The organism is Buttiauxella sp. BIGb0471 (genome assembly GCF_024807715.1).
In the GTDB taxonomy this organism is placed as follows: Bacteria; Pseudomonadota; Gammaproteobacteria; order Enterobacterales; family Enterobacteriaceae; genus Buttiauxella; species Buttiauxella agrestis.
The window spans coordinates 14466-32256 of the sequence record NZ_JANUEU010000007.1 but is presented as its reverse complement, the minus strand read 5'-3'; the positions used below and the strand labels follow the sequence as shown (position 1 = coordinate 32256).

The 17791-nt window shown below is 52.6% G+C and carries 13 protein-coding genes; 2 read left to right on the top strand and 11 right to left on the bottom strand.

Features of this window, described 5'->3' with window-relative positions; translation table 11 throughout:
• Positions 1-41 precede the first annotated feature (41 nt).
• Genes hldE through M2371_RS18845 form a run of 3 tightly spaced genes read right to left on the bottom strand, consistent with a single transcriptional unit; the run spans position 42 to position 5706 of the window.
• Positions 42-1472, bottom strand: a complete 1431-nt coding sequence (gene hldE / locus M2371_RS18855) for a bifunctional D-glycero-beta-D-manno-heptose-7-phosphate kinase/D-glycero-beta-D-manno-heptose 1-phosphate adenylyltransferase HldE (RefSeq protein ID WP_034493221.1) — start codon at positions 1470-1472, stop codon at positions 42-44.
• Positions 1473-1527: 55 nt separating this feature from the next.
• Positions 1528-4377: a bifunctional [glutamate--ammonia ligase]-adenylyl-L-tyrosine phosphorylase/[glutamate--ammonia-ligase] adenylyltransferase gene (gene glnE, locus M2371_RS18850; RefSeq protein WP_259268514.1), complete on the bottom strand. Its 2850-nt coding sequence runs from the start codon at positions 4375-4377 to the stop codon at positions 1528-1530.
• A 30-nt stretch (positions 4378-4407) separates the two neighbouring features.
• Complete coding sequence (locus tag M2371_RS18845; protein ID WP_259268446.1) at positions 4408-5706, bottom strand: inorganic triphosphatase; 1299 nt, start codon at positions 5704-5706, stop codon at positions 4408-4410.
• Positions 5707-5949: 243 nt separating this feature from the next.
• On the opposite strand from M2371_RS18845, the gene M2371_RS18840 reads away from it, so the two are divergent.
• The gene (locus M2371_RS18840) at positions 5950-6570 is read left to right on the top strand and encodes a TIGR04211 family SH3 domain-containing protein (protein WP_259268445.1); all 621 of its coding nucleotides are present in this window, start codon (positions 5950-5952) and stop codon (positions 6568-6570) included.
• Between the two features lie 60 nt (positions 6571-6630).
• Positions 6631-7878 (top strand): multifunctional CCA addition/repair protein, encoded by a 1248-nt coding sequence (locus M2371_RS18835; RefSeq protein ID WP_259268444.1) that lies wholly within the window; start codon positions 6631-6633, stop codon positions 7876-7878.
• Here the strand turns inward: M2371_RS18835 and M2371_RS18830 are convergent.
• The 8 genes from M2371_RS18830 to folB all read right to left on the bottom strand — a co-directional run bounded on the left by M2371_RS18830 (position 7871) and on the right by folB (position 17694).
• A complete protein-coding gene (locus tag M2371_RS18830) occupies positions 7871-9094 on the bottom strand; it encodes an MFS transporter (protein WP_259268443.1) in 1224 nt (407 codons plus the stop codon). The two genes, M2371_RS18835 and M2371_RS18830, sit on opposite strands and share 8 nt — an antisense overlap.
• A 30-nt stretch (positions 9095-9124) precedes the next feature.
• The gene (gene ptsP, locus M2371_RS18825; protein WP_259268442.1) at positions 9125-11605 is read right to left on the bottom strand and encodes a phosphoenolpyruvate--protein phosphotransferase; all 2481 of its coding nucleotides are present in this window, start codon (positions 11603-11605) and stop codon (positions 9125-9127) included.
• Positions 11599-14205: a glycoside hydrolase family 38 C-terminal domain-containing protein gene (locus M2371_RS18820; protein WP_259268441.1), complete on the bottom strand. Its 2607-nt coding sequence runs from the start codon at positions 14203-14205 to the stop codon at positions 11599-11601. The genes ptsP and M2371_RS18820 overlap by 7 nt, the downstream gene beginning before the upstream one ends.
• 125 nt (positions 14206-14330) lie before the next feature.
• Positions 14331-15458 (bottom strand): PTS fructose transporter subunit IIC, encoded by a 1128-nt coding sequence (locus M2371_RS18815; RefSeq protein ID WP_259268440.1) that lies wholly within the window; start codon positions 15456-15458, stop codon positions 14331-14333.
• Entirely contained in the window at positions 15451-15765 is a 315-nt protein-coding gene (locus M2371_RS18810; RefSeq protein WP_034493201.1) for a PTS fructose transporter subunit IIB, read from the bottom strand. Before M2371_RS18810 ends, M2371_RS18815 begins: the two co-directional genes overlap by 8 nt.
• Positions 15747-16247: a hypothetical protein gene (locus M2371_RS18805; protein WP_259268439.1), complete on the bottom strand. Its 501-nt coding sequence runs from the start codon at positions 16245-16247 to the stop codon at positions 15747-15749. The genes M2371_RS18810 and M2371_RS18805 overlap by 19 nt, the downstream gene beginning before the upstream one ends.
• 153 nt (positions 16248-16400) lie before the next feature.
• On the bottom strand, positions 16401-17219 hold the full coding sequence (bacA, locus tag M2371_RS18800; RefSeq protein ID WP_034493195.1) for an undecaprenyl-diphosphate phosphatase: 819 nt from the start codon (positions 17217-17219) through the stop codon (positions 16401-16403).
• Between the two features lie 109 nt (positions 17220-17328).
• Positions 17329-17694 (bottom strand): bifunctional dihydroneopterin aldolase/7,8-dihydroneopterin epimerase, encoded by a 366-nt coding sequence (gene folB / locus M2371_RS18795; protein ID WP_034493194.1) that lies wholly within the window; start codon positions 17692-17694, stop codon positions 17329-17331.
• Between the last annotated feature and the right edge of the window lie 97 nt (positions 17695-17791).

Here is a 17791-nt window from a genome sequence, read left to right as displayed (position 1 = left end):
GGGGCGTTTTACTTTGCGTGGTAGAGACTCAATTTCGTGGCTTACGCCTCGTGGCTCTGAATCTTTTTAATGATGTTGGTGGTTGAACAACCATCTTCAAAGTTCAGCACCATCACCTCACCACCGTTAGCCCAGACTTCTTTACTCCCGGCGATATCATCCGGTTTGTAATCGCCACCTTTAACCAGCAAATCAGGCAACACTTCGCCGATTAAACGCTGCGGTGTGTCTTCTTCAAACAATACGACCCAATCCACGGCTTCCAGCGCACCTAACACGATCATACGTTGATCCTGCGGGTTCACCGGGCGGGTTTCGCCTTTCAGGCGACGGGTAGAAGCATCGCTGTTGACCGCAACAATCAGGCGGTCGCCAAGCTTGCGAGCATTTGCCAGATAAGAAACATGACCTGCGTGAAGAATGTCAAACACGCCATTGGTCATCACGACTTTCTCACCGCGTTTACGTGCATTCGCCACAGCGACTTTCAGCTCTGCTTCGGTCATTACGCCAAAACCTGAATCGGCACGCCCACGCACAGCGTTTTCCAGCTCAATTGGCGAAACCGTAGAAGTCCCCAGTTTGCCAACGACTACGCCTGCTGCCGCATTTGCAAAGAAACACGCTTCTTCGAGCGAATTACCCGCAGCAAGCGTTGCCGCCAACACGCCGATCACGGTATCACCCGCACCGGTCACATCGTAAACTTCCTGGGCCTGAGTCGGCAGATGGAACGGCTTGATACCCGGCTGCAATAACGTCATACCGTGTTCAGAACGCGTGATCAGCAGAGCAGAAAGATCGTACTCAGCAATCAGCTTCATACCACGTTCTACCAGCTCTTCGTCGCTCTTACACTTGCCGACGACCGCTTCAAATTCAGAGAGATTTGGTGTCAGCAGCGTTGCACCGCGATAACGATTGAAATCAGTCCCTTTCGGGTCAATCAGCACAGGAACGTTTGCCGCACGCGCAAGGCAAATCATTTGCTGCACGCTTGCTAATGCGCCTTTGGCGTAGTCAGAAAGCACCAGCGCACCAATGTGCGGCAACGCCTGGCTGATACGTTCATGCAGTGGCTCTGGATCAACCCCCTCAAAACCCTCTTCGAAGTCGAGGCGAATCAGTTGCTGATTGCGGGAAAGTACACGCAGTTTGGTGATTGTCGGATGAGTCGGCACAGATACGAAATCGCATTTAACGTTGACGCCCGCCAGCGTTTGGCTGAGCGCACGCGCTGCATCGTCGATGCCCGTCAGGCCCACCAGGCGCGAATTGGCCCCCAAAGAAGCAATGTTCATCGCCACGTTGGCTGCACCACCTGGACGTTCTTCAATGGTATCGACTTTCACGACCGGTACCGGCGCTTCCGGGGAAATGCGGCTTGTAGGGCCATACCAGTAGCGATCCAGCATCACATCACCAACTACCATGACGCCTGCACGGCTGTATTCGGGCAGCGTTACTTTCATTCCTGACTCTCCAGAGAGGGATAAAATTTTGTCGCGGATAATATCACAATTAATCTTATGCGCGTGTTTGCGGCTCACTCAGCCACGTGTGCCAGCTTCTCAGAACCTGTTCGCGTTCCTGAGTGAAAGTCTCCATGGCCACGTTTCCTGGTAGCTCCTGCAACGCAAGGTGGTGAAGCTCATCGCGTAGCGTGACATAAGCATGCGTCAGCGCTTTCGCTTCGTCATCACTCATGATGTCGTTTTGCGCCATTAATTCCAGAATGCGCACATTATCAGACCAGCGTGTCAGTTTTGGGGCCAGTGCCGCATAACGTAACACCAGATATTGGGTAATAAATTCGATATCAGTAATTCCACCTTCATCGACTTTAATATCAAAGCGTTCACGAGTTTTGCCACCCAGATGTGCGCGCATTTTTTCCCGCATTTCCCGCACTTCGGTCTGGAGCTTTTCGCCTTCGCGTGGAACACATAAAATCTTGCGGCGAATGGCATCAAATTCCTGTTTCAGTTGCGGATCGCCATACACGATACGCGCCCGCACCAGGGCCTGATGCTCCCAGGTCCAGGCTTCATTTTGTTGGTAATCAGCGAAGGCTTCAGCGGTAGTCACCAGCATGCCCGCCGCACCAGACGGGCGCAAACGCGCGTCGACTTCATACAAAATGCCCGATGAGGTTCGTGTGCTGAACAGGTGCATGATGCGTTGCGCGAGGCGCAAATAGAACTGACGGCCGTCAATTTCGCGTTCGCCATCTGTCATTACATCTGACGGGCAATCGTGCAGGAATACTAAATCCAGATCGGAACTGTAACCCAGTTCCCAGCCGCCAAGTTTGCCGTAACCGACAACAGCAAAACCGCGCCCTTCACGGTTCTGTAGATGTTTTGGCTGGCCGTAACGCCCAACCATCTGCACCCACGCTTGTTGCACAACGGCATCAATCATGGCTTCAGCAAGCCAGGTCAAATGGTCGCTGACTTTCATCACTGGCAAGGTGCCGGTGATATCGGCGGCTGCTACGCGCAGCAACTGCGCCTGCTTGAACTGGCGCAAGGCTTCGAGCTGCTGTTCTTCGTCGTCATCAGGCACGCGCAGCAAATACTGCCGTAGTTCGTCGCGATAGGCATCGGTGGCGGTAGGTTGGTACAGCGTGTTCGGGTCGAGCAGTTCGTCGAGCAGCAACGGGTAACGCGCTAACTGGCTGGCAATCATCGGCGAGGCGGCGCACAGCGTAATCAGGTGTTTCAGCGCCCCAGGGTATTCCGTCAGCAGCTCAAGATAAGTGGTTCGCGTTACAATGCCGAGCAGCAGCGGCGTCAAGCGCGATAACGGCAATGGAGCATCGCTGCGCGAACAGGCTTCGCAGAGCAGACGCGGCATCAGTTGATCCAGAACCTGGCGGCCACGCGGGCCAATGGTGCGCTTATCGGTATCCTGGCGGAAATCACTCACCAGGCGTAACACTTCGGCACGCGCATCTGGCGTTAAATGCTCAAGTACGGGCGTACTGGCATCTGCATCCAGCGCATCCTGCCACAGCTCGCGCCACGCTTCAGCGAGTTTATCCTCGCCCGGTTCCGGCTCATCGTCGCCAATCAAGTCGTTAAATACCTGACGCACCGCACTCATATGGCGTTGCAGTGTTTCTTGCAATTCATTCCAGGTCTGCGCGTTCATGCCCCACGCCAGCCGCGCACGGTTCAGCTCATCGCCCGGCAATGTTTGAGTCTGTTCGTCATTGATGCTTTGCAGCAAGTTTTCGAGGCGACGCAGATACAAATACGCCTCTTTCATTTTGGCCGCATCGCCTTCTGGCAACAGGTGCAATTGTTGGATCGCTTCAAGCGTGGGTAGCAAAGAACGAGACTGCAACGACGGTTCTCGCCCACCGCGAATCAACTGGAATACCTGGACGATAAACTCGGTTTCACGAATGCCGCCCGCGCCAAGTTTGATGTTGTCAGTCAGCCCTCTGCGACGGACTTCGCGGGCAATCATCCCTTTCATATTACGCAGCGACTGAATGACGCTGAAATCGATGTAGCGACGGAAAACAAAAGGCCGCAGCATGTTACGCAGCTCCTGGCTCCAGACGTCATCGTTATCGCCCATAATACGGGCTTTGACCATCGCGTAGCGTTCCCAGTCGCGGCCTTGCTCCTGGTAATAATCTTCCAGTGCGGCATAGCTCACCACCAATGGGCCACTGTCACCAAACGGGCGCAGGCGCATATCAACGCGGTAGACAAAGCCGTCTTGCGTGGGTTGGTCGAGAACTTTAATCAGCCGTTGGCCGAGGCGGGTAAAGAACTGCGCGTTATCGAGTTCACGCCGCCCGCCTTGTGTGGAGCCGTTTTCAGGCCAGGAAAAAATCAGGTCAATATCAGAGGAAAAGTTCAGCTCACCGCCGCCCAGCTTGCCCATCCCAAGGATCATGAGTGGTTGCGCCACCCCGGCCTGGTTACAAGGCGTGCCAAACTCGCGGCAGCATGCGGCATACAGCCAGTCACGAGCAGCAATAATCAGCGTTTCTGCTAACACACTCAGTTGCTTCAGCGAGCTTTCTGTCGGGAGTTGTTGTAGAGCCTGCGCCCAGGCAATTCTCACCATCATGCGGCGACGGAACAGGCGCAGTGCGGCCATTAGCGCGGGTTCGCTATCGACCCCCTGTAACTCTTGTTGCAACCAGGCCGCATAGTTCTGCCATTCATCGGCCAGCGGAGGTGATTGTTCAAGCTCCGCTATCCATGCGGGATGAGCCGCCATGCTGTCACAAACAAAATCACTAAACGCCAGCACAGCCTGAGCTTCTGGGCTTAGTGTCTGGCGGTCAATCTCGTGTGGCAGACGCGCCAGCGCCGCCTGCAAATGCTGCTGTAATAGTGGCGCTTGCGACATCATGGTCGTATCCCTAAGAAACGATGGTGACTATTTACCGCTATGCAGCCAGAACGGAGCCTGCGAAATAGCTTCATTACGGTAATGTTCGATTTCAACTTGTTGGCGAGTGGCAATGGCGTGACGCAGCCCTTGCCAGTTATCAAGCCACGGTTGAGTTTTCGCGTCGTCATAGACGCCTGCCAGCAAGCGGATAGAGCCGGTTTCACGTGCCAGGCGCGGCAACTGATCGGCGTAGCTATCGCCCAACGGACGCTGGAAAGTTTCTTTCAGTTCTGCGGCGTGGCGCGAAAGATGAGTATCCGCAAAACGCTTAAACGAACCAGCCAGTTTAACGTTGGCTTTTTCGTCAGTAAATTTCTGCCATTGGCGTCCAACCAACCACTCGGTCAGAGCCAGTTTTGCCTGGCTACTTTCGGCGCTGAATGCCAGTTCAGGCGCTTTGAGATCTGTCGCCAGCATCGCTTCGTAAGTTGCCGCCAGCTCACGCAATTGTGTGCTCGCCTTGCGCGGGATAACGCCGCCAAACAATGCCAGGGCATGACGCACAAGGCCAACCGCTTCCAGAACCTGAGCTTTCGCTTTGCCGTTGCCGCGCAGCCACAACTCTTCGTGATATTGCCAGTGAGAAAGAACCAGTTCGAGTGAGCCTTCCAGCCCCTGTTCTACCGTCGCTTTTGGTGCAACACGCAGGACGGTTAACGGTTTGATTTCACGCTCGGCATTACCGTGTACCAGGTGATAACCGCGCGCAGCTTTGCTCAGGCTACCCTGGCGCAGACCCGGCTGTGCAACCAGTTGTTTAGCAAAATCCAGAACATCCGCGGTTTCACCTTCCAGCAGCTCAAGCTCCAGCTCACATAAAGGCTCAACCTGTTCACCCGCTTTTACTTCACCTAAATCCAGTGCCAGTTCGATACGGCTTTTACCGTGCATAACGACCCATTTTTCACGGGCAAAATCTGTGCTGAATAAAGGATTAAGCTGTGACTGTATTTCGTCCGGGGAAATACCTTCCGGCCAGACTTCTGCCGGGAACAGCGCGAGTGCCAGTTCCGGTGATGTCAGCTCAACGTTATATTCCGGGCGTTGATGCAGCCCGCCAATGACACGGCCTGCGATTTTCATTGTCATTTCATAGCGGCCATTATCACCGCGAATGCGCAGCCCCATATCGTGACGACGCAGCAGATTGTCCGCCGTTTCATAATAGATATTGAGCAACTGGCGAGGTTCGCTGTGCTGGCTTTCGAGTGCGTTTAAGGTGTTACGAAGAGAATCCAGGGCAACGGGATTCACAATAAATTTGAGTTCGATTTCTTGGGTCATCGTCTTTTTACTTTTAGTTGGGTCACATCGGGCGAAAGCCCGGAGAACTTAATCGTATGATGGTTGTCAGTAGATAATATTTTTCGCCAAATTACCATGAGTGGCGCGTATTTTGACGGGCCATTTGCCGCGAGTAGTTGGTCAAATTCACACCAGGATGATTCCCATTCAGGTTTACGGATTGCGCCGTCAGACTGATGCCACTACTATCGTTCCACTATTTATGACAATAACGACGAAATCATGCACAAATTCCGCCTAATTTGCCTTACTTTGCTCTCTCTTAGCGTTTCTGTTGTGGCTCATGCCGATGAAAAACGTTACGTATCTGATGAATTGAATACTTGGGTGCGTAGTGGTCCTGGGGATAATTATCGCTTGCTTGGCACCGTCAATGCGGGTGAAGAAGTGACTCTGCTTTCCAGTAATGAAGAAACCAAATACGGCCAGGTTCGCGATGCGAATGGTCGCACTTCCTGGATCCCACTGGCGCAACTTAGCACCACACCAAGCCTGCGCACTCGTGTGCCTGACCTTGAAAACCAGGTCAAAACGCTGACTGACAAACTCACGAATATTGATACCACCTGGAATCAGCGTACTGCGGATATGCAGCAAAAAGTGTCGCAAAGCGACAGCGTGATTGCCGGTCTGAAAGAAGAAAACCAACAGCTTAAAAATCAGTTGATCGTGGCGAAGAAAAAAGTGGATGCCGCCAACGTACAGCTCGATGACAAACAACGCGCCATTATTATGCAATGGTTCATGTATGGCGGCGGTGTCGCTGGTTTCGGTTTACTGCTCGGCCTGCTGTTGCCACACATGATCCCAAGCCGTAAGAAGAAAGACCGCTGGATGAACTAATCTTCAACCCTGTATCCTACACTTAGATATTATCGTAATTGGATGCAGGGGCATTAAAGCGTGAAGATTTATCTGGTCGGTGGGGCAGTGCGTGATGGGTTGTTGAACATACCGGTCAAAGATAAAGATTGGGTCGTGGTTGGAGCAACACCGCAAGAAATGCTGGATGCAGGCTTCCAGCAGGTTGGGAAAGATTTCCCGGTGTTTCTGCATCCTAAATCGCGTGAAGAATATGCGTTAGCGCGTACCGAGCGTAAATCAGGCCAGGGATACACAGGTTTTACCTGTTATGCCGCGCCTGATGTCACGCTTGAGCAAGACTTGCTGCGCCGCGATTTGACCATCAACGCGATTGCCCAGGACGAACACGGCGAGTATATCGACCCGTACAATGGGCGAGCAGATATCGAAAAACGCCAGTTGCGTCATGTTTCCCCTGCTTTCAATGAAGATCCGTTGCGCGTGTTACGCGTCGCGCGATTTGCTGCACGTTACGCCCATCTTAATTTCCAGATTGCCCCGGAAACCCAGGCACTGATGTCCTCAATGGCCGCCAATGGCGAACTTGAGCACCTCACACCAGAACGCGTCTGGAAAGAGACGGAAAATGCGCTCACCAGCCGTAACCCTCAGGTTTATTTCGATGTGCTGCGCAAATGTGGCGCACTGAAAGTGTTGTTCCCGGAAATCGACGCGCTGTTTGGCGTCCCTGCGCCAGAAAAATGGCATCCGGAAATTGACACTGGCATTCATGTATTGATGACGCTATCGATTGCCGCGCAGCTTAGCCCGGAAGTTGACGTGCGCTTTGCCACGTTATGCCATGACCTCGGTAAAGGTTTAACGCCCAAAGAGTTCTGGCCGCGCCATCACGGGCATGGCCCAGCGGGTGTGAAACTTGTCGAGCAATTGTGCCAGCGTATGCGCGTGCCCAATGAAATCCGCGACCTTGCCAAACTGGTTGCCGAGTATCACGACCTCATCCATACAATTTCCATTTTGCAGCCGAAAACTATCGTTAAATTGTTCGATGCTATCGATGCATGGCGTAAACCCCATCGCGTTGAGCAAGTCGCATTAACCAGCGAGGCTGACGCGCGTGGGCGCACCGGTTTTGAAGCCAGCGATTACCCTCAGGGCAGATTGCTACGAGCAGCATGGGTCGCAGCGAAAAGTGTGACCAATAAAGAAGTGCTCGATGATGGGTTCAGCGGCCCGGCGATTCGCACTGAGCTGAATCGCCGCCGTATAGCCGCTGTTGAAGCATGGAAAAAAGAAGCTGGACTGACAACCCCTGCGGCTAGCTGATTGCCGGTGGTTGGCGCATTTTCAGGCCAACCCCCATCAACACTAAGTACCCCGCACAAGGCAGTAAAAAACTTAACCGCAAGCCGATGACGTCCACCATCCAGCCTTGCAGGAACGGCAGTATTGCGCCGCCAATTCCTGCCATAATCAGAAAAGCAGAAGCGAGGCTGGTTTTATCACCCAGATTGCGCACGCTCTGGGCGAAAATCACCGGGTACATCAGCGAATTCATTAAGCCCACCAGCAGTAAACACACGCCTCCCCACAGGTTTGCGAACCCTATAGCAGCGATCACCAGGATGCCAGCCATGACGGTCGCAATGCGGAATGCGCAGATAGCATTCACGCGATGCGCAACCAGGCCGTACAACATTCTCCCGGCAAGCGAACCGCCCCAGTAAATTGCAATCAGCGAAGTCGCCTGTTGCAAATCGAGGCTCCCGAGCGACTTGTCGCTGAGATAACTCAGGGCGGTCGTCCCAATCGCTACCTCCACGCCAACGTAGGTGCCAATCGCCAGCAACCCCATCACAAAGTGAGACTCGCGGAATAACGCCCTGGTGCGCTGGCTCAATCGCTGCATCTGTAACTGACGAAAATCAGGCAGATGGCGGGTATACAACACGACCATTAATCCGCATGTCAGAGCGGCAAGCCCCAGGAAAAGCCAGCGTACTGGCTCCTGATGCGCACCCAGACTCACCGGGAAGATGACCAACAGGCTTGCCACCAGCAGTGGCGCAACCGTGGTTCCTGTGGAGTTAATCGCCGAGGCCAAACTCAACCGTCCCGCCGCCGTTTCTTGCGGCCCTAACCGCGTGACGTAGGGATTCGCCACCACCTGCATTGCTGCGACCCCCATGGCCAGGATGAATATCGCCGCCAGCACCAGCGAAAACGTCACCATCCACATCGCCAACGCCATCAGCAAACAACCCAGAGCGGCAAACCCCACGGCCAGTATCAGCGTCATGTTGTAACCCAGACGCGCCATGAGTGCCGAGCAAGGCAAACACGCCACGAAGGGAGCCAGATAGAACGCCACGTTGACCAGCATCGCATCACGGTAGGTCAGTGAAAAGTAGTGATAGAAAAACGGAATCAATACACTGTTGATGCTGGTCAGGCAGCCCCAAAGGAAAAAGGCGCACGCCAGAACGGCCAACGGCTGGCGGTGGCTTTGTGTTGCATCCGGTAAAGGGGTGGTTAGGGTCATTTCAACATCGTCCGTTAAAAATACAGTCCGTTAAAGTGCCAGCTCAGCCGATAAAAGCTCGGTGATCGCAGAGGCATCTGACAGCATTTGCAACTGTTCACGGAAGTCGCTATGCATCAGTTTCCGGGCCAGGCGCGAGAAAATCTTCATGTGATTATCCTGCTCCTGATCATTCACCGTCAGCATGATAACCATTTGCACATCAACACCTTCGCCCCAACTCAGCGGCGATTTTACGCGCAAAAGGGAAATACTACTGTGCAAAACATGTGGCGATTTACAGTGCGGAATTGCCACGGAAAAACCGAGAGCCGTGGAGAATACGGCCTCACGTTCCCAGATGGCCCGTTCAGCCAACGCGCCCGAAACGACCCGCTGCTGCACTTCCAGGTTATCGGTCAGCAATTTGATGGCTTCTTCTTTGCTGCTTACTGATTCATCCAGCAACAGCAACTCCTTCGCCAATACGGGTTTGTGCGACTGTGCTCGCATGAAATGCTCGACGCATTCTGTGACCTCCTCGCTGGTGTCACAGCCTATCGCCGTTTCAAGCAACTGCCGGCATTGCTGCACATCCAGCACTTTGAGCGCTTCCTTACATGGCGTGATGGCGCTGGCCGCCATGCTCAATTGCGTCAATCCCATGCCGACTAACAGCGGTAACATTTGTTTATCTGCTGCCATTTCACCACACAGGCTTATCGCCAATCCTGCCGCCTGCGCACGGTGCGTGATATCTCGCATCAACGCTAAAAATGTTGGATTACGATAGTCATACAGATGCCGGACGTAAGGGTTCCCGCGATCGCAAGCGAGAAAATACTGCGCCAGGTCATTGCTGCCGATAGAAACAAAATCGAGATAGTTAGCGGCTTTTTCCAGAAGATAGAGCGTAGAAGGCACTTCAACCATGATGCCAAGATGCCATTCACCAATCGGAATATCTTCCTGCTGCAAGGTTTGCGCAACATGAGCAAACTGACTGTGCAGCCATTGGATTTCTGCAAGTGTCGCTACCATCGGCACCATAATATTCACTGGCCCGACGGCGCTCGCTCGAAGTAATGCGCGTGCCTGAGTGGTGAAAATCTCGTGGAATTGCGGGTACATGCGCACGGCGCGATAGCCCAAAAAGGGGTTTTCCTCTTTCGGTAAATCGAGGAAATCACAGGGTTTATCGCCGCCAATATCCAGTGTACGAATGGTGATTTTTTTACCCTCAGCACTTTTCAATACTTCGCTATACGCTTGATATTGTTCTTCTTCATCGGGTGGCAGGCTGCGTTCACAGAACAACATTTCCGTGCGGAACAGTCCCACACCATCGGCACCGTGGGCGAAGACGCTTTGCGCTTCAACGGCCAGCGCAATATTCGCCAGCACGCTAAAGGTTGTCCCATCTGAAGTCGCGACTCGCTGTTCACGCAGCGGTGCGCTCCGCCGTGCAATCGCCTGCTGTTTTTGTGTTTCCAGCCGATACCAGTTTTCCATCGTCGCATCCGGGTTTGCCACCAGCACACCGTAGCGACTGTCGAGGAGCAGCATGCTGGCAGTGCGCGTCAGTTCTTCACTCTGGGTTACACCACACAACAAGGGAATACCGTAGGAACGCGCCAGAATTACGGTGTGCGAAGTTTCCCCGCCGTCGCCCATCACGATGCCTTTAAGATGCGGATTACGCAGCCGCAGGAATTGGCCGGGCGTCAGCGTACCGTTGCAGATAACAATGCTGTCCTGTGTCAGCGTCATTTGCGCCTCCAGCGGTCTGCCCAGCAGATTAGCGGCAATTCCCTGACAGAGGTCGCGAATGTCGATAACCCTCTCGCGCAGATACTGGCTGCTGCTGTTGAGCAACGGCTGGCTCAAAGCCTGTGCCGTGAGCGCAATCGCCTGTAATGCGTTACGTGCGCTGGCGTGCGAGAGCAGGCATGATTTGAATGCCGGATCGCTGAGCAATTTAAGCTGAGCCGCCAAAACCTGTGCGGAACCGGGATCCGCGCTATTCAGGTTTTTTTGCGTTAGCGCCCAGGCCTCAAGCAATTGTTGCTGCTGGTGGAGAATGTCTGTTTCAGCCTCTTGGCGCGATAGTTCATGGAGATCCACGGAATCAATATGTAAAGGGACACCACGTCCAATCCCTTTGCTGACGCCATTGCCACGGAGGTAAACCGGTTGTGCGTGCTCAATAAATACCGGTAGGGGCTGGTTATGCGTTTCCGGTGAGAGTGCCCGCGGTTCGTCGCAATCAGCAAACTCATTTTGCATAAACGCTTCCAGGCACTCAAACGCGACCTGTTGATCGTCGCCCTCAATCAGAAACTGGCACGAATCACCCTGAGTGATATCCGCACCAATCATCTCCAGCACGCTTTTCGCATCGACCTGAGTCTTTTTGCTCCGGTTAATCAGCGTAATAGCTGCATTGAATCGTTGCGTACGCTGTTCAATTTCACTGGCCGGACGCGCATGAATACCGTTGGGTAACGTACAAATAAAGTCGAGGGTTAGCATGTTTTCACCCCTTCAAAATCGATGATGAAAGTGACTGGCGCACAGCCTGATACCGTGTCCTGCGGGGTTTTCAGCGGTGTTTCTGCAAGCGTTGCGGATGTGACCTCGCCATTTGTGCTGATAACTCCGCACGCTTGAGTTTGTGTCGATGGGCTCCAGCCGCGCACCACCAGCGCATCGCTCTGTTGCGCCTTTTTCAGAGTGCTGAAATGCAGCTCGGTATCCCAGTTTAAGACGCTGTAATGCGACGGGAAAACGCGGCCGTGTGGATTAGTACGAAAACGTGACCAGCCGGTAGCAAGCCAGGCGTGAAGATTGCCGCGGGCGCGTTCAACGTCACGCCAAAAAACGCTATCTGCGCCGTTATTCATAGCCAGTATGCTGAGTTTGAAATGGTGCATGCCCTGGATTTGCGAATCAGGCGACGGCAAAACCATGCCGGACGCGCGACCTGGACGATAAGGCATATTCGCCTGTCCGAGCCAGCCAACGCTGCGTAGCAACGTCACCGCGATAACATCCTGGCGGTCCTCAGGAATTTGGTATTCACGCAACCCTTTGGTCACCGTACATAATCCGCGTTGCGCGTCGTGCATCATCACCTGACTTTGCATCGGATAGAGCGCAACCGGTGCTTCGGTCCACTGTTCATCCTGCCAGACCGCCATTTCTGGGGGCAGGTTTGGACGCTCAATCAGCCCAAATGGCTGATCGGCAAAGTGCACGTGCTGGGCAACGCCTGTCGGGAGCAATACTTGCACCCGGTGATCGCAAACGGTGTTATTGACGCTGATCTGCACATCCAACCAGGCATTGCTGTGTGCCAGCGTGACGATCATCGTGATATCGAGTTCAGCATTGGCGCAGCGTTCTTGACGAGCGGCTAAATTCTGCGGCACCGCCATCTGCCAGTTGAGCGTCAGGCTACTTTGCAACGGCCCCTGTACACCATGGAGCGACGTCAGGAATTCATCGCTATTGATAAGCCAGTCTTCAAACGGTGGTGAATAGTTGTAGTTATCGCCCGCGTCGCCGCCATCAACCAGTTGCAAAATGTGAGGGTAAATTTGCTGACTGCGTTTGTCGGTAAGCGTCAGGATCCCTTTCTTATTCGCTTCCAGCCGCAGCCATTCATTTTCCAGTTTTACCACCGGTTGAGTCTGCTGGAGGAAGCCTGCGCGAACGCCCTCTTGTAGATAAAAAGTCTGATATCCGCACGCCGGAATATCGGTCACTTCGAGCAGTAACAGGCATTTGCGATACCAGGTGGTTTCAGTGCTGTTCGATAGCTCCTGAACAATGATCGACATATCCTGACCGCTTTCTTCGACGATTTGCCAACGGCACTCTTTGCCTTCGCTATCGACCACGCGGAAATTTTGCTCGGGTGTGAAAATGGTCAATTCAACCAAGCCATGACTTCTTTGCGGACGCGCGTTAAAAATGATGATTTTCTTGCCGTCCTGCTGCGCCGTAATCCCTTCGGCTAGCATTTTCATATTCAGGTCAATAAGTTGGTTAGCCATTTCCAGGCCGGACTCAAGACGGTTTTTGACCATCGCATTCACACGGTCTGAGTTACAGCCTCCGATACTGTCGTGAGCATGGGATTTCATCGCTTCGCGCCAGATACTCTCGACCGCACTTTGTGGATACGGCAGGCCAAGCCGCCAGTTAACAGCCAACAATGGCTCGAGATGCTGGCTGAGTGTCTGTTCGAGTTGCGCATTCAGCTGTTTGATATCCACGCGGGTTGAGAAAATACCGCGGTGAATACGCATATATTTCGGGCTGATAAGCTCGCCCTGGTACAGCGGCAGAGGGACGTTAGTCTTTTCCAGCGCCTGGAAAAACTGGCTGAAACTGCTGCGTACAAAACGATATTCATCCTGCTGCTGATTGAGCTGCTCCAACATCGCTGGCACGCGGTATTCAAACGGCGACTGATCATTGCCATTGGGCAGCAAAACGTGGTCGGTCAGTGAAAAACGAGTCTGTTTCGCCAGAATAGGTTCCAGCGCTTTTAGCCCGGCGCAAGGCTCTTCCGGCAGCCATTTCGCGCAGCCGTATCCCCACGGAAGCACGGCGGTAGTGACTTTGCTGCCATCAGCGGCCTGCCAGCTAAACTCACTGTGCGGCACATTAAATTCGCTCCAGCCGCGCCAGATGACCGCGTAGTCAATAGCGAACTGTTGCAAAAACATCGGTAACTGCGCACTTTGACCAAAAGAATCAGGCACATAACCAATTGGCATCTTGCCCCCAAAACGCTGGCAATCGGCCTGCCCAAGCAGTAAATTGCGGGTAATTGATTCAGCCCCCACCACCAGAAAATCGCTCTGCGTATACCACGGGCCTGTCACGATTCGCCCCTGTTCGATTAATTTCCGCAACCGGGTTTCCTGATGAGGCGCGACACTTAAATAGTCTTCAATAACGACGGTTTGCCCATCCAGAACAAATGGCCCTAACGTTATATCTTCTTCAAGGCGCTGTAATAAATCGTCCATAAAATAATAAAGTACGGCTTTTGAATCATTCTCAGTAAAATACCACTCACGGTCCCAGTGAGTATGTTGCACCAGATGAACAGTTTTCATATATCGACCTTAACGAAATGCTGGAAATAATATTTTCCGCTGCATCACATCTTTATTTTAAATGTAGAAACCCCTGAGACTCAGCGGCCCCATTTATATTCACTCACGCACCATTCAATAAGCCGTTAGCGGCTAACTTTAAATTTTGGTGCGGGAGCCACAGATTTTTCTTCTTTGGTATTAGTAATATTGGACTGACGAAACACCAGCAAAGAACCTAGCGCCACTATCGCGGAACCTACGGCTATCGACAGGATATAAATCGGCCAGCCATCGACCGCCAGCCAACCATAAAAACCAGAGATTGGCGCGTGGTTTACCGCCCCTAAACCGACCGCCATTGCCGCGCCCGTCGCGGTGCCAACCACATTGATAACAATGATTTTTGGATTCGCCAGTGCAAAAGGAATCGCCCCTTCTGAGACGCCAATCAAGCCCATCAGCGTTGAGGCTTTACCCGCTTCCTGCAATGATTCCGGGAAGCGATGTTTCCAGATGAGTGAAGCCACGCCAAGGCCAATGGGCGGAATGATGATCGCCACCTGAGCCGCCGTGTTCGGGTCGTAAATACCGGATGCCAGCAGTGCCATGGCGGTAGTCACTGCCGCTTTGTTGACCGGGCCGCCGAGGTCGAAACCAACCATGCCACCGACCACCGCCGCGAGAATAATTTTGTTAGTGCCAGACATCGCCAGTAGCCACGCCTCCATGCCTCGGTTCAGCGCTGCCAGCGGCGTGCCAATCACAAAAGCCATGATGATGCAGGTCAGTAACGTGCCGCCCACGGGCAGAATAAAAATCGGCCCTGCCGAGGCCAGCGAGCGTGGGAGCTTCACTTTTGCCGTCAACAATCGCACCACATAACCTGCCACAAAACCGGCCGCCAGCGCGCCAAGGAAGCCGGTTCCAAGATTGCTTGCCAGCAAGCCACCCACCATACCCGGAGCAATGCCGGGTTTATTAGCAATCGCAAAGCTGATGTAACCCGCGACAATCGGCAGCATCAAGGACAGTGCTAAACCGCCAAAGCCGTCGAATTTATGCAGCATCTGTACGACAAGGCTCGCAGCCTGTTCATGGCTGGCATCCCATATGTTATCAATGCCATACATCGAAGCCCCGATGCGGGCAATGCCCATAATTACCGCCCCTGCAATGACGAAAGGCAGCATGTACGACACGCCCGTCATGATGGCGTTTTTCACTTCGGTGCCCGTCGAGGATTTCGCTCCGCCACCCTGAAATTTAGCCATGATTTATCTCCTGCTCGATGGCTTCAAAGACGGCCTCACCGAATTTGATCGGGTCTGCCACGCTGCATTCCAGTTTTAACATGCCGTCAAAGCGCTCTTTGTTGTTGATGGCGACATCTGCGGCGATGATCACGCCATCTGCACGCGCCAGATCTTCTGCGGTAATTTCGTTTTCTGCTCCCATACTGCCCTGGGTTTCGACTTTGATTTCATGTCCGCGGCTTTTGCCGGTGATTTCCAACGCTTCAGCGGCCATGAAGGTATGGGCGACGCCCGTTGGGCATGCAGCTACACAAACGATATACATAATGGTTTCTCTCTCGGGTCGGATTTGGACAATAAAAAAAGCACAATGGCGGTGAGGCGCATTGTGCTTTTTAAGCAATAAAGCAATGGGTTATGAGAATCTGAATTGGCATCTGACTCGCCACTCAAACGATGGCAAACCAGCAATTGATGCACACTGCGGGTGGTGAAGCTAAACGCTAATTCATGGCGAAGTTGTGCAACCAGACGAGCCTGAATAGTGGTCTTTACGGTGTTGGAAGCATTCGGGATCGGCAGACGTTGAGCGGAGGAAAAAAGACTCTCACCGGCACAATCCCACAAACGGGACCAACCACCGGAAAACTCATCTTCGGTATTTTCCTGAGAAGATTCGTCAGCAACACTCAATGACTGAACCGAGTTGAAACAGCAAAGTCCGCTCAGCAACGACTTCACGCTGCTGAATTTCCCCAGCAGACAGAAGAAGCAATAACTGATAAATCGGCGGACTATGGCTGACATATTTCCTCCAGAATAGAGCGTGTGATAATAGTCAGTAAATAGGTAACGTAATGTGATTGCTCGCACAATTTTTTACATTACAACGCCCATGAAGAGGAAATAAAAAACCACTCTAAGTGAGTGGCTTTTATTATTAATTATTAATGCTTAACGTTAAAAGAATACGAAATAAACTACCGCGGCGACAACGAAACGGTAAATCGCAAATGGAATAAAAGAAATACGTTTGATAAGTTGCAAGAAAGTTTTAATTGCAATCAGCGCCACAATAAAGGCGGTAATAAAACCAACGGCAAACATAGGCAAATCGGCCATGCTCAAAAAGCCGATGCTCTTATAAACATCCAGAACCGTCGCGCCCATCATCATCGGCACGGCCAGCAGGAACGAGAATTCTGACGCGGCATAACGGCTAATGCCCATCAGCATGCCGCCGGAAATTGTCGCACCTGAGCGTGAAAAACCCGGCCACAGCGCTAAGCACTGGAAGCAACCAATCATAAATGCCTGGCGATAAGTAATGTCGTCAACGCCAACCGCACGCGGCTCTTTCGGTTTCAAAAGTTCAGCCGCAATCAGCAACACACCGCCAACGACTAACGCGTACATCACATTTACAGGATTAAAGAGCGACTTGATGGTGTCGTGGAAAATCAGCCCCAGAACCACCGCAGGCACCATACCCAGCAGAATATGGATTAGCGTTAAACGGCCTTTACCTTCACCTTCATGCTGCGGACGACCAAAGTGAATTCCGATAAGCCCAAACAGGCGACGCCAGAACATCACGACAACCGCCAGGATAGAACCTAACTGGATAACCACTTCAAAAGTTTTTGCCTTATCACCCTCAAAACCCAACAGATGACCGACGATGATCATATGGCCGGTGGATGAGACAGGTAAAAACTCCGTAAGCCCTTCAACAACACCAAGAATCGCAGCAATAGCTAGCGAGTGCAGATCGCTCATTAATAAATCCTCTAACCCCTAAAACAAACATAAAAAATGCGGCAGCTGCCGCAAAAAGATGACAGTTATGACCAGCCCAGGCACATTTGGTTTAACAAATATGAATGAACTAATCGGCTTTCAGATTACTGCCACGCTCAATCACAACCCCTACGTTTGCCGCCTGTGCAACAGCGCCTGGCTTGCTGACTTTTAAACGCACCCACGGTGAGTTAAAGCGGGTTAGCAGCAATTGCGCCACTTCTTCGGCGACACGCTCCACAAGAGCAAAACGGCCACCTGATACATGATTGATAACCGCTTCGCTGACATCAGCGTAGCTCAGGCAATCATTTACATCATCGCTGCTGGCCGCCTGGCGGTTGTCCCACGCCATTTCGATATCGAAGACTAGCTTCTGAGAAATGGTTTGTTCCCAGTCATAAACACCAATGGTGGTGATTACAGTCAGTTGCTCTATAAATACAATGTCCATCACGCCCTGCCCGGTTTTTAGTCACGCCAGATACCACTTCCGGCGAAATATGCGTATTATCCACAGATGCAGAGAATACAACGACACTTTCAAAATG

What these genes read in the sequence shown, in the direction of transcription:
- hldE (WP_034493221.1), bottom strand. Translation starts at nt 1,472, where the DNA reads ATGAAAGTAACGCTGCCCGAATACAGCCGTGCAGGCGTCATGGTAGTT.
- glnE (WP_259268514.1), bottom strand. Translation starts at nt 4,377, where the DNA reads ATGTCGCAAGCGCCACTATTACAGCAGCATTTGCAGGCGGCGCTGGCG.
- M2371_RS18845 (WP_259268446.1), bottom strand. Translation starts at nt 5,706, where the DNA reads ATGACCCAAGAAATCGAACTCAAATTTATTGTGAATCCCGTTGCCCTG.
- M2371_RS18840 (WP_259268445.1), top strand. Translation starts at nt 5,950, where the DNA reads ATGCACAAATTCCGCCTAATTTGCCTTACTTTGCTCTCTCTTAGCGTT.
- M2371_RS18830 (WP_259268443.1), bottom strand. Translation starts at nt 9,094, where the DNA reads ATGACCCTAACCACCCCTTTACCGGATGCAACACAAAGCCACCGCCAG.
- ptsP (WP_259268442.1), bottom strand. Translation starts at nt 11,605, where the DNA reads ATGCTAACCCTCGACTTTATTTGTACGTTACCCAACGGTATTCATGCG.
- M2371_RS18820 (WP_259268441.1), bottom strand. Translation starts at nt 14,205, where the DNA reads ATGAAAACTGTTCATCTGGTGCAACATACTCACTGGGACCGTGAGTGG.
- M2371_RS18815 (WP_259268440.1), bottom strand. Translation starts at nt 15,458, where the DNA reads ATGGCTAAATTTCAGGGTGGCGGAGCGAAATCCTCGACGGGCACCGAA.
- M2371_RS18810 (WP_034493201.1), bottom strand. Translation starts at nt 15,765, where the DNA reads ATGTATATCGTTTGTGTAGCTGCATGCCCAACGGGCGTCGCCCATACC.
- M2371_RS18805 (WP_259268439.1), bottom strand. Translation starts at nt 16,247, where the DNA reads ATGTCAGCCATAGTCCGCCGATTTATCAGTTATTGCTTCTTCTGTCTG.
- bacA (WP_034493195.1), bottom strand. Translation starts at nt 17,219, where the DNA reads ATGAGCGATCTGCACTCGCTAGCTATTGCTGCGATTCTTGGTGTTGTT.
- folB (WP_034493194.1), bottom strand. Translation starts at nt 17,694, where the DNA reads ATGGACATTGTATTTATAGAGCAACTGACTGTAATCACCACCATTGGT.